Origin of the sequence: Providencia sp. M-27, from assembly GCF_011077905.1 — a bacterium.
Lineage (GTDB): Bacteria > Pseudomonadota > Gammaproteobacteria > Enterobacterales > Enterobacteriaceae > Providencia > Providencia huaxiensis.
In genome coordinates this window covers 152,526-164,269 of sequence record NZ_JAALBT010000002.1, presented here as the reverse complement: position 1 = coordinate 164,269, position 11,744 = coordinate 152,526, and the positions used below count along the sequence as shown (strand labels likewise).

Sequence of the window (11,744 nt, the reverse complement as noted above, 5' to 3'; positions counted from 1 at the left end):
TTGGCACCTCTATATGTGATATGCGGCATCAGGTACATCTGTAATAAACATGTAACCAGGTGCGTGGCTTAATGCGAATGGAACCCCTGATTTCATTACTGCAGCTTGAGGTGTGACACCACAAGCCCAGAAAACGGGAATTTCGCCCTCTTCAATGCGAACCGCATCACCAAAGTCAGGTTGCATAATATCCGTAATACCTAATTGTTCTGGTGCGCCAATATGAACAGGTGTGCCATGCACGGCAGGGAACCTACCCGTAATACTCACTGCATCAGCCACGCGATTTGCAGGTATTGGTCGCATTGAAACCACTAATTCGCCTTGTAAACGCCCTGCTGGGCGACAAAGACGATTAGTCTTATACATCGGAACATTCGATTTATCCGTGATATGCCGTATATCAATACCTGCTTCAATCATTGGCGTTTCGAATGTAAAACTGCAACCAATTAAAAAAGTGACTAAATCAGGATGTTGTTGATAGATTGCTGTCGCATCCGTAATTTCATCAATTAATTGTCCTTTTTCCCACACACGGTAACGTGGGATATCCGTGCGTAAATCGGCACCTTCAGCTAGGACAGTTTGCCAGCTCCCTGCTTCACATACGTCTAAAACAGGGCAGCTCTTTGGGTTACGCTGAGCATATAATAAGAAGTCAAATGCCCAGTCACGTGGCAACGCAATCATGTTGGCTTGAGTCATACCCGGGGCAAGGCCTGCTGTTGGTTTGTCATATCCTTCGCGGATAGCTTGCCGTGCAAGGCGAGCAGCTTCGATGGCCTGCAGTGATGCTTTCATTAGCTGTGTCATTCATGATCTCCTTTATGGGCAAAACCATAAATTTCAATACCTTGTTGTTCTAATACGGCTCGCACCTGTTTCGCCATTTCAAGGGCGCCAGGGCTATCCCCATGAACACAAATCGACCCAGCGTCAACAGGTGTAAATTTTCCATCAATCGACATCACTCCGCCTTCCATGACCAACTGCAACATGCGGTCTGCAACTATCTGTGGGTCATGTAATACTGAACCGGCTAATTTTCGGGATACCAATGTGCCATCGCTGTTATATGCGCGATCAGCGAAGGCCTCGGCAACTACATTTAGCCCACTATCTCGTGCCCACTCAATTATCGGGGCTCCAGCTAACGCCACTAATATCAATCGCTTATCAATGGCTAATATCGCATCAATCACAGCCATTGCTTGGCGTTTATCATGAGCAATCGTGTTATACAATGCGCCATGAGGTTTAACATATAAAACTTGTGTCCCTGCTGCGGTTGCTAGCCCTTGTAATGCACCAATTTGGTAAATTACGTCTGCGGTTAATTCATTCGATGCAATATCCATATTACGTCGACCAAAACCCACTAAATCGGGATAGCCCACATGAGCACCAACAGCAACCCCATTTTCTTTTGCGGCTTTAAGGGTTCTTAATATCCCTTCTGGTGAACCCGCATGGAAACCACAAGCAATATTCGCACTGCTAACAACAGGCAGAATGTCGGTATCATTGCCCATTTCCCATTGTCCAAAACTTTCCCCAAGGTCACTGTTTAAATCAATCTGCTTTTTCATGATCACTCCTTGAGTTATTTCAGATAATTAAAAATTGTACCGACAGACATTGCGCCCATATACCAAGTGAGTGCACACGTCACGACACCAGACCATAATAGCCAACGCGGATAATGATAGCCCGACATTAAATCTGAGCGTTTCCAACCGATATAAACAAATAAAGTTAAACCAATAGGTAAAATTAGCCCATTGAAACCACCAGCAAAAACCAATAATGCCGCAGGGGCTGTTCCCATGAATAAATAGACAACCAGAGAAACTGCGATAAATATGATAGTTGCGACATTACGTTGCCTTTCTGTGATAGAAGACTTAAATGCCGTTAAGAAGCTCATAGAGGTATAAGCCGCACCAATTACACTGGTGAGTGCCGCAGCCCATAGAATTAAACCAAAGATACGTAAACCAAAGTTACCTGCGGCAGCCTGAAATGCTTGAGATGCTGGGTTGGCCGCATGACCAGAAATATCAATAGTCACACCACTTGCGACTACACCTAAGATAGCCAAAAACAAAATATAACGCATCAGCCCAACAACTAGGATACCTTTTGTGGCTGCGCTAGAGACAACTTTAATGTTTTCAATACCAACAGCGCCTTTATCCAATAAACGGTGAGCACCTGCATAACAGATATATCCCCCGACAGTGCCCCCAACAATGGTGGTTATCATGGCAAAATCAACTGTGTCAGGTAATACGCTTTGACGTAATGCTTCCCCAACAGGTGGGTTTGATGCAATAGCGACAAATAAAGTTAAGCCGATCATCACTACGCCTAATCCAATAATCAACCGGTCAATAAACGTACTGGCCTTACGGGAGGAAAATATATAAATTGCTAATAATGCGCTAATCAAGCCCCCCCATTTGGGGTCTAAGCCGACTAAGGCATTGAGCCCTAACCCTGCGCCTGCAATATTACCAATATTAAAAATTAGCCCGCCGAAAATAACTAATACCGCTAATAAATAACCACTCCCAGGAATTGTGGCATTCGCAATTTCTGATGAGTGCATTTTAGTCAGGGTAACAACTCGCCATATGTTTTGCTGAACAATGAAGTCAATCACAATAGACGCTAAAATTCCGAAGGCAAAAGCAGCCCCTAATGTCACGGTAAAAGTCGCAGTTTGTGTGATAAACCCAGGCCCAATGGCTGAAGTTGCCATTAGAAAAATTGCGCTTATCAGTGATGAACGACGACTTTTCACATATTCAGCAGTAGTTGGTGCACTTTCATGAGCTGCCATATGCATACTCCTCTAATAGTTATTGTTTTAATTATTGATGTGGTTGTTGATCTAGTTGTTGATGTCACAGTCACTAAGGCAATTATCGTGCCATTGTTCTACTTGTTAGCTGTATTGTTAATTCATTTTTAATAGATTGTTGAACAATTAGTATTGAATGATGAATAAACAATCAATAAAAATCGTAATTGTTCGTTTAAAAATCAAGACGAGATCACTTTTTTAACAATTTTGACTCACAAGCCATATCGATTACCAAGCAAATTGCACCAAATTGGTGCAATAAATTTTAATTTCACTGTTCTTGTGCAAATACAGGGGGTGGAATGTGGTAAAGAGAAATGAAACTTGCTGCTATAATTTGAATATGTGAATATAGCGGCTCATTGCCCCTGAGACTAAAATTAGCCTTTATTATGAAAAAACAACCTGTTGCCCAAACTTTATCTGTTTCTATTGCAGAAGTTATACGTCATAAGATAACAATTGGGGAGATCACACCAGGTCAACGCTTATCTGAAGCGGCATTAAGTGAAGAACTCGATATTTCTCGAAATACATTACGGGAAGTATTTCGTGTACTCACGCAGGAAGGTTTATTAACTTATGCTCCAAATAAGGGCGTATTTGTCTCAGTACCAGATATGGCTGCCATTATCGATATTTATCAAGTTCGCCGACTTATTGAGTGCGATGCACTAACTCATGCATATGCCATGCATCCATCAGTTCAAAAAATGAAAGATGCAGTTCAAGAAGCTAGAGAACATGAAAAGACAGAGAACTGGGTGGGTGTAGGCACTGCAAATATGAAATTTCACACTGCCATTGTCGAACTATCTGACAGCGAACGCCTAATTAAATTATACCGTAATGTGTCTGCTGAATTACGACTAGCCTTTGGTCACCTAAATGACCCTAAAATTTTATATGCCCCCTATATTGATAAAAACCATTCTATTCTTAATTTATTAGATTCTGGCAAAAATATAGATGCAGCCAATATGTTACGTGGTTACTTAGATCTCTCTGAACGCACACTGCTCGCAGCATTTAAACGGAAACAATCTGCCGTTTGAGTTGCTTGACGTTTTCTTTTTCATTATTTAACTCACCCACTTCTAACTAATTTCATTATATAAATTTGAGTGAGAAGCCATTTATAGAAATCCTTTAATATTTCAATATCATCCATTCATCTAGCTATATCTAAGTTAAACTTTAATTAACTAATTAAATCTAACAATTTAAATATAAAATCACATTCAGTCGTATATTCGATAAAAATAAAGAGTTGCAGTCTATTTTTCGCTCAATCTAGTTTTGTTTGCAAAAAACAAACAGTGCAAAAACAATACCATTAACAATTTTGGAATATTTATCAGATTTACTTTTAGAAACACCTTGCAATTAAAAATCACTTATTCATTCACACTACCACCATTTATTTTACATAAATAACCATAATTGCCTTATTTATTAACAAAATAAACACGTTTATATAGATCACTCATTGAAATTACTCAAATTAATCGAGTTATTAGTTGTAGTTTTACCGAATATTCGATATAAAATTTATGATAATAAAAACACATACATAAAAATTATTAATATAAATGAGATTTAATTATGACATTAAACCAAGTGACTAAAAAAAAACCGTTTAAATTTGGCCTAGGATGGCAAATATTACTTGCTCTTATTTTAGGTGTTATTGCTGGAGCGCTTTTACATGATAATTCAGAGTACAAAGATTGGTTGATTTTAAATATTCTTTCCCCGGCGGGTAAAATATTTATTCAGTTAATCAAAATGATTGTTGTTCCTATCGTTATATCAACGTTAATTGTTGGGATAGCAGGAGTTGGTAATACCAAGCAACTCGGTTCTCTTGGTTTCAAGACTATCCTTTATTTTGAAATTATTACTACAATTGCCATTATCGTCGGTATTTCTTTTGCCAATATATTCCAACCAGGTGTTGGTATCGATATGTCGCAATTAACACAAGTCGATATTTCACAATATGAAAAAACCACTCAAGAAGTTGAAAGCCACCCTTCAGGGATCATTAATACGATCCTAACTTTAGTGCCAAGTAATATTTTTGCTGCTATGGCAAGTGGTGACATGCTGCCAGTCATCTTTTTTGCTGTGTTATTTGGTTTGGGGCTTTCTTCTTTACCTTCTGAGAAAAAACAGCCTCTACTCAATGTATTACAGACTTTCTCTGAAACCATGTTCCGTGTAACGAACATGATTATGATGTATGCTCCAATCGGGGTTTTCGCATTAATATCTGTTACCGTCGCTAACTTTGGTTTCTCATCCTTAGTGCCTCTGTTGAAACTTGTTATACTCGTCCATTGTGCAATTCTATTTTTTGCAGTAGTAGTATTAGGATTAGTCGCCCGTTATTGCCGAATAAATATTTTTACTTTAATGAAAATATTGAAAGATGAGTTATTACTCGCTTATTCAACAGCCAGTTCTGAAACCGTACTTCCTCGTATTATGGATAAAATGGAGAAATATGGAGCGCCTAAATCAGTAACAAGCTTTGTTATTCCAATAGGTTATTCATTTAACTTAGATGGCTCAACATTATACCAAAGTATTGCCGCTATTTTTATTGCCCAACTCTATGGTATCGAGCTCTCTATTGGGCAAGAACTTATCCTAGTATTTACGCTCATGATCACGTCTAAAGGTATTGCGGGTGTCCCTGGCGTTTCATTTGTTGTTCTTCTTGCCACACTAGGAAGTGTAGGTATCCCACTAGAAGGGCTTGCATTCATCGCAGGTGTAGACCGTATTCTAGATATGGCACGTACCGCACTTAACGTTGTAGGTAACGCCCTAGCCGCTCTTGTTATTGCCAAATGGGAACATAACTATGACGATAAAAAAGCTCGTGAATATGAAAAAAGCTTTTAGTTTATTCTAACGTAACTCTATATTAGAATAGCCTTCCACTAACATCGTTATTGAAGGCTATTCTATTTTTACGTATTTTACTTAATAAATGACCAGATATTTTATTATTTATTAACCACTCATTAACTTAGTTAATTTTACTTATTAAGTGTAATTTATTTCACATTTTTTTAATTTTTTTAATGGAATTTGGTATTTTATAGTTAGTGTTACTACACTATATAAGACTGTTTAATTAGCCGTTTTTATTAGCCAAGCAGGAAACAATGAATCAAATAAGAAGATTTCTTTTGTTTTTAAAGGTGCTCCAACACCTAATGGTAATTTTTATATTTTCATTATCATATTTTATGCTACACAGCTGGTTATAACGAAAAGCCTTATACTAAAAACAACATAATTCTTTGATAAAACGAGATAAATATATGTTTATCTCGTTTTATATTATGAGTTAGAAAACACTATAAGATAAAAATGGTTATCAATAGAAAGCTTACAAGTTCCTTTTCAACCCTCTATGGCATCTGACACTAAAGATAAAACTAGCGATAAAGTGACACTTCACCTTCAGGCCGGGTTTTAAACCGTCGATGAGCCCAAAGATACTGCTCAGGGGCTTTCATTATTTCGGCCTCTAAAACAGCGTTAATCATTGTTGCATCCTGTAATTCATCAGAGCTTGGATATCCTAGTATTTCTTTGCCCAATACTAAATCATAGTTAACCCCACTCTTATTTCTCAATAATGTTACTGTGAGCGTCGGTGATTTAGATAATTGAGCAAGTATTGATGTCCCCTTTGATGTAGAGCTATTTTTGACAGAAAAAAATGGCGCAAATATCGTGCCTTTTCTTCCAAAATCTTGGTCAGGTGCAAACCAGATGGACTTGCCACTTTTCAATTCTTGAACCATAAATTTTAAATTTTTACGATCAATCATTCCTTTGCCAGAACGGCACCGCCCCTTTGTCTGAATATATTCCATCGCTTTATTATTATGAGGTCGATACATCGCATTAACAGGGAAACAAAGGCCCATAATCCGACCACCTAGCTCAAGTGACATAAAATGGACTCCAACGATAATTACACCTTTATTTTTCCCAATAGCATCTAAATAATTAGACATTCCTTTTACTTGAAATAATTTTTTTACTTTTTTATCACTCCAGAACCAGGCGATCCCCGTTTCAAATAATGCGATGCCTAAAGATTTTAGGTTGTCATTTACCAGAGTATCTATTTCATTTTTGTTTTTATTCGGAAAACACAACTCTAAATTTCGCTTAATTATCGACACTCTTCTCTTAATAAAATACCGTGAATTACTGCCTAGAAAAGCACCAAGCCACATTTGCCATTTATAAGGTAATTGAACCAATAAAAATAAGATAAAAACCCCCACCCATGTTACTAAGTACTTCGGATGGACCAATTTCAGTGAAAATGGGTTTTTGGCGTACATTATATCTCCCAATACTTCGCCTTTGCAGAATGCACGCTATTTTAGACAATATTTAGTCTTTTAAATTCAACATGATTACTACAACAAGATGGGCTTTCGCCCACAACTATCTGAATACCCTTACAATGTATCTTCCATTTGAGTAGATAACAGTCGGATAACCTTTTCCAAGCAGTTAAGTAATATTTAATTTTCAGTGTAGCCAATGAATGAATAGCTCTGTAACTTTATTTACCTTTAATCAGAACTATATGCCAGTTAAGCTAAAAACGTAATCACCTAAACAGTTATGAATGGTCAAAATTATCACATATATGGCTTAATTAATCTCATTATTAATGTGTATTTTTGTCATTTTACGGATTATTTTGCTAGTTTTGTCAATTTAGTAGCTATGTTTATTAGCAGTCAATTCAAGTGACCGCCAATAGTTAAGGAAGGAAAGTAGCCTGGATCGCCCCTGAAAATGCAAAAGGAGAAAAAGCGATAGGTGTTGCCCTAAATAATACCACATACATGGTATTGAAACTCTAAATAGGAAAACACCAGCGCTTTGTATTTGTTCATGCAGCAGCGAATCGCCTCACTGAACATGCCATGAAGGTCGACGAGCTAATTTCACACGATGACACCAATATGGCACAACCACTGCTTAAGGCATTGTCATTATGTACATAAATACAAAGAAAAAACCCGCTACATCTATTAAATGTAACGGGTTCTTATTTGGTGCCGGCTACCGGAGTCGAACTGGTGACCTACTGATTACAAGTCAGTTGCTCTACCAACTGAGCTAAGCCGGCTAATATGGCGGAGAGATAGAGATTCGAACTCTAGGATGGTTACCCATCGGCGGTTTTCAAGACCGCTGCCTTCGACCGCTCGGCCATCTCTCCATGGGGCGCGATTATGGAGGAATCCCACCAACTTGTCTACCCCTGAAAGTAAAAAAATTGATTTTTTTACTTCGTTTGGCTAATCTTCACTCAATTGTTCTCTATTTTCCAATAAAAATGGTAGTATCTGTGCAAAATCGGTGTCTATCCTTTCTCTAGGCGTATGATTTTTAACCTAATAATACTATTGCCGATGGGACGACTTGCTACAGTATGTACAAACAATCATTATTAAAACCAAACACGCTTTTTCGTATTTTCGCAGCATTTATTCTGTTGCTAATTGTGATGCTTTTTTTATCACTCTTTAATTACTATCAAGCATTGGTTCAAAGCCGTCAAACTAGCTTGAACAGCATGGCAAGTCGGTTAGCGTATCAAATCGAAGATTATCGTTATCAAGCGAGCCATATCTACAAAATTGCCAATGACAAATCTTCAGTGCCCCCCACCGATAACCTCGCAGTGACTGGGATCCGCCATGATATTTTTTGGCTAAGTAGTGCAAACCAATCCATTGATGCCATTGTATTTGGTAATAATAAGCAAAGTAATAATGCTTTAGCGTCTAAACTTGCAAATTATATGGAGATTGTGTGGGGAGCCCGTAATGAATATAACTCCATGTATTATCTCAATGGCTTAGACAATACCTTAGTCTTAGTGACCACCCATTCAATCCTTAAACCTGAGCTCCGTTTTAAAGAAAGTTATCTCACATTAACGGCTGAAGAAAAGCGTGCTGATATGTTGACTCAATCAACATTGTTAGATCGACGGGAAATAATTTCAAATATCCCAAAATACTCCCCCGATAACCTTTTTTACTATACTTATCGGTTAATGTTCAATTCACCGGGGCAGTTAACTAGCGTCATATCCTTTGATATTTCTATCAACTCACTTATTCCACCAAGTTTAAATGGGAATTTTTTTACAATTAATGCACGCCCTTCAAGCACGGGCAGCAATGAATCTCATTCAACTTGGTCTGGAACCAACCTCATTTTCTCCCATCCTATTGATGGGACTGGATATCAGCTTTATTACCATGTTTCATTAAAAAGTATTATTTTTAATGTGGTTAGTTATAACTTATGGCTAATGACAGGCATGCTTATTATGATCTTATTCGCTTTACTGATCATGCTCTTTATTCGTAAGCGCCTTATTTCACCAAATACCAATATGTTGCAAGAGCTGAGTTTTAATGCCTCACTGACTAGCGATATTATCAGTCATATTTCATACGGTATTTTAGTTTATGACTTTAACACCAACAAAAAGATCCTGAGCAATGACATTGCTAACCAATTATTACCTTCTATGGACCTTGTTCACATTAAAGAAATGGCGATTGAAAACCATGATGTGATTCAAGTTTCTATCGAGAATATTGTATATGAAGTTATACTTGTCGATAACATGTCAAAATCTAACACTGCCCTCTTTATTATTATGGACAAAGATAAAGAGGCGTTGACCCAAAAACGCCAAGAATTAGCCAATCGCGAATACAAAAAAAATATTCACATGCGTAAAGTCGTATTTGAGAATATGTGCAGTGAAATATTACCTTCACTTATTAAAGTGGATAAGCAACTAACTAAATTATCCGAAATGGCTAATATAAATAACCGTGAGTTTATTTTAAAAATTGAAAGTCAGCTTTTCTATATCAATCGTTGGTTTAAAAATATTAGCTTATTAAATCAGCTAGAATCCCAAGCTGAACCTATAAAAACTGAGAATGTTTCTATCAGTAACCTGGTTAGCCAATTTTTGAAGCAAAATCTATCCCAGTGTAATAACAAAGGGTTAGCGCTTTATTTTCATAATAACGTTAATCCAGATTCGCTTATCGTGGCAAATCCTGATTATTTAAAGCAATTAATGCAACTAATTTGGGATTATTCTATTGCAACAACCTCTTTTGGAAAAATTTCATTCACGCTATCTTATAACCCCAGTAAAAATACAATCTTATTAAATATTAAAGACAGTGGAACTGGAGTAAGTAACCAAGAACTGAGTAATTTGCAAAGCCCCTTTACTGGGCAAATTTTGAACGCCTCTAACTTTACACGTTCAGGTATAACGTTTTATTTATGTAAGTTACTGGTAAAAAAAATGAATGGTGTTTTTTCTATTCGCTCAAGTGATGCAATCGGTACTCATTATGAAGTTACGCTTCCAGCAGCCAAAGAGATGCTTGCCAAAGAGTACCCTGCATTATTGGAGGATATTTGTATTCGTTTAAATATACATAATGCTGATATTTCACGGATTGTGAGGAGCACATTAACAAATTATGGCGCGGAATATTTGGATTTAAGTGAGAGCTCCCCTCATACCAACTGGGATCTCTTAATAACTGATAATAATGAGGAATGTTTTGAAAACATTGTTAAAGTAAATGGTTTCCTATCTGGAATAAATCAATTACAACCTCATTACATCGAAGCTAACTATAATTTTGCTGATGAATTAATTGATGCTATCTCATTACTGATCGAAAACGCAGACGATGAACATGGCCATTCTGATAATTTGATTTCACACCATGTTGATACTCAAGTGCTTTCACAGACCTCGAATGAATCAATAGAAAATGCAATTTTAAGTTATCAATTAGCGCTAGCAAATAGTGGATATCGAGATTTGTTCATCACAACAGTACCGATAGATATTAATAAACTGTATAATAGTGAAAGTGTTGAGGATTTGACCGAATTGAAAAACACTGCACATCGTTTAAAAGGAGTTTTTGCTATGCTCGAGTTTACTTATCTTCATAAGCTTTGTGAAGATTTGGAGCGTTACATAGCAGATGAAAACGGATTGGAAATAAAAAATTGCATTAGCATGCTGGATAATTCAGTCAAAAAACTAATGCCAGAAGGTAACCAATAATATGAATAACCTAAATGTCATTGTTGCCGATGATCACCCTATCGTTCTTTTCGGCATCAGGAAATCACTTGAACAAATTGAATGGGTGAATATCGTAGGGGAATTTGAGGACTCAACTTCTTTGATTAATAACTTAGCGCGTTTAAATGCGGATGTGCTAGTTACTGATTTATCAATGCCAGGTGATAAATATGGTGATGGTATTACTTTAATCAAATACATCAAACGGCATTATCCTGACCTATCAATCATTGTTCTCACAATGAACAATAACCCGGCCATTCTTAGCGCAATTTTAGAGCTGGATATTGAAGGGATTGTGCTCAAACAAGGCGCACCTGCTGATTTACCTAAAGCGTTAGCGGCTTTACAAAAAGGTAAAAAATTCACACCCGAAAGCGTGAGCAAGCTGCTGGAAAAAGTCAATGCAAGCGGCTATGGCGACAAACGTTTATCACCAAAAGAAAGTGAAGTGCTACGTTTGTTTGCTGAAGGTTTTCTGGTCACTGAAATTGCGAAAAAACTTAACCGCAGTATAAAAACAATAAGTAGCCAGAAAAAATCAGCCATGCTGAAATTAGGCGTTGAAAATGATATAGCGCTACTGAATTACCTTTCTTCCGTCAGCATTGATAACTCGCCTTCAGAGTAATTTCATTTCGACTACAAAACTACACCAATAAA

General features: G+C 37.2%; 9 protein-coding genes, 2 tRNA genes and 1 pseudogene. 6 read left to right on the top strand and 6 right to left on the bottom strand.

The features are described 5' to 3' along the window. Window positions 1–9: 9 nt before the first annotated feature. Genes G6Q48_RS04040 through G6Q48_RS04030 form a run of 3 tightly spaced genes read right to left on the bottom strand, consistent with a single transcriptional unit; the run spans window position 10 to window position 2,848 of the window. Window positions 10–816 carry a putative hydro-lyase gene (locus tag G6Q48_RS04040; protein ID WP_102137670.1) on the bottom strand — a complete coding sequence of 269 codons (807 nt, stop codon included), beginning with the start codon at window positions 814–816 and terminating at the stop codon, window positions 10–12. After that, window positions 813–1,592 carry a 5-oxoprolinase subunit PxpA gene (locus G6Q48_RS04035; protein ID WP_166264601.1) on the bottom strand — a complete coding sequence of 260 codons (780 nt, stop codon included), beginning with the start codon at window positions 1,590–1,592 and terminating at the stop codon, window positions 813–815. The genes G6Q48_RS04040 and G6Q48_RS04035 overlap by 4 nt, the downstream gene beginning before the upstream one ends. A 14-nt stretch (window positions 1,593–1,606) precedes the next feature. Beyond that, a complete protein-coding gene (locus G6Q48_RS04030; protein WP_102137668.1) occupies window positions 1,607–2,848 on the bottom strand; it encodes an NRAMP family divalent metal transporter in 1,242 nt (413 codons plus the stop codon). Here G6Q48_RS04030 and G6Q48_RS22410 point away from each other — a divergent pair, their 5' ends adjacent. From G6Q48_RS22410 to gltP, 3 genes are all read left to right on the top strand, one after another. Further along, window positions 2,849–2,980: a hypothetical protein gene (locus G6Q48_RS22410; RefSeq protein ID WP_256372923.1), complete on the top strand. Its 132-nt coding sequence runs from the start codon at window positions 2,849–2,851 to the stop codon at window positions 2,978–2,980. It begins immediately after the preceding gene. Window positions 2,981–3,264: 284 nt separating this feature from the next. Continuing rightward, window positions 3,265–3,927 carry a GntR family transcriptional regulator gene (locus G6Q48_RS04025; protein WP_102137667.1) on the top strand — a complete coding sequence of 221 codons (663 nt, stop codon included), beginning with the start codon at window positions 3,265–3,267 and terminating at the stop codon, window positions 3,925–3,927. Window positions 3,928–4,477: 550 nt separating this feature from the next. After that, entirely contained in the window at window positions 4,478–5,785 is a 1,308-nt protein-coding gene (gltP, locus tag G6Q48_RS04020) for a glutamate/aspartate:proton symporter GltP (RefSeq protein ID WP_102137666.1), read from the top strand. 542 nt (window positions 5,786–6,327) lie between these two features. On the opposite strand, the gene lpxL is transcribed toward gltP, so the two are convergent. Next, entirely contained in the window at window positions 6,328–7,251 is a 924-nt protein-coding gene (gene lpxL, locus G6Q48_RS04015) for an LpxL/LpxP family Kdo(2)-lipid IV(A) lauroyl/palmitoleoyl acyltransferase (protein ID WP_166264599.1), read from the bottom strand. Window positions 7,252–7,689: 438 nt separating this feature from the next. On the opposite strand from lpxL, the pseudogene G6Q48_RS22170 reads away from it, so the two are divergent. Next, a pseudogene (locus tag G6Q48_RS22170) lies at window positions 7,690–7,782 on the top strand (hypothetical protein); the annotation flags it as partial. Window positions 7,783–7,978: 196 nt separating this feature from the next. Here G6Q48_RS22170 and G6Q48_RS04010 read toward each other — a convergent pair. Next, a tRNA-Thr gene (locus G6Q48_RS04010) sits at window positions 7,979–8,054 on the bottom strand. 5 nt (window positions 8,055–8,059) lie between these two features. Then, a tRNA-Ser gene (locus G6Q48_RS04005) sits at window positions 8,060–8,147 on the bottom strand. Window positions 8,148–8,360: 213 nt separating this feature from the next. Between G6Q48_RS04005 and rcsD the strand changes: the two genes are divergently transcribed. Together rcsD and rcsB are read left to right on the top strand one after the other, a co-directional pair. Beyond that, window positions 8,361–11,060 carry a phosphotransferase RcsD gene (gene rcsD / locus G6Q48_RS04000; protein WP_166264597.1) on the top strand — a complete coding sequence of 900 codons (2,700 nt, stop codon included), beginning with the start codon at window positions 8,361–8,363 and terminating at the stop codon, window positions 11,058–11,060. A gap of 1 nt (window position 11,061) precedes the next feature. Beyond that, on the top strand, window positions 11,062–11,712 hold the full coding sequence (gene rcsB, locus G6Q48_RS03995; protein WP_004259923.1) for a response regulator transcription factor RcsB: 651 nt from the start codon (window positions 11,062–11,064) through the stop codon (window positions 11,710–11,712). Window positions 11,713–11,744: the final 32 nt, after the last annotated feature.

Coding starts and splice junctions, on each gene's coding strand:
- G6Q48_RS04040 (WP_102137670.1), bottom strand. CDS start 816: ATGACACAGCTAATGAAAGCATCACTGCAGGCCATCGAAGCTGCTCGC.
- G6Q48_RS04035 (WP_166264601.1), bottom strand. CDS start 1,592: ATGAAAAAGCAGATTGATTTAAACAGTGACCTTGGGGAAAGTTTTGGA.
- G6Q48_RS04030 (WP_102137668.1), bottom strand. CDS start 2,848: ATGGCAGCTCATGAAAGTGCACCAACTACTGCTGAATATGTGAAAAGT.
- G6Q48_RS22410 (WP_256372923.1), top strand. CDS start 2,849: ATGCATACTCCTCTAATAGTTATTGTTTTAATTATTGATGTGGTTGTT.
- G6Q48_RS04025 (WP_102137667.1), top strand. CDS start 3,265: ATGAAAAAACAACCTGTTGCCCAAACTTTATCTGTTTCTATTGCAGAA.
- gltP (WP_102137666.1), top strand. CDS start 4,478: ATGACATTAAACCAAGTGACTAAAAAAAAACCGTTTAAATTTGGCCTA.
- lpxL (WP_166264599.1), bottom strand. CDS start 7,251: ATGTACGCCAAAAACCCATTTTCACTGAAATTGGTCCATCCGAAGTAC.
- rcsD (WP_166264597.1), top strand. CDS start 8,361: ATGTACAAACAATCATTATTAAAACCAAACACGCTTTTTCGTATTTTC.
- rcsB (WP_004259923.1), top strand. CDS start 11,062: ATGAATAACCTAAATGTCATTGTTGCCGATGATCACCCTATCGTTCTT.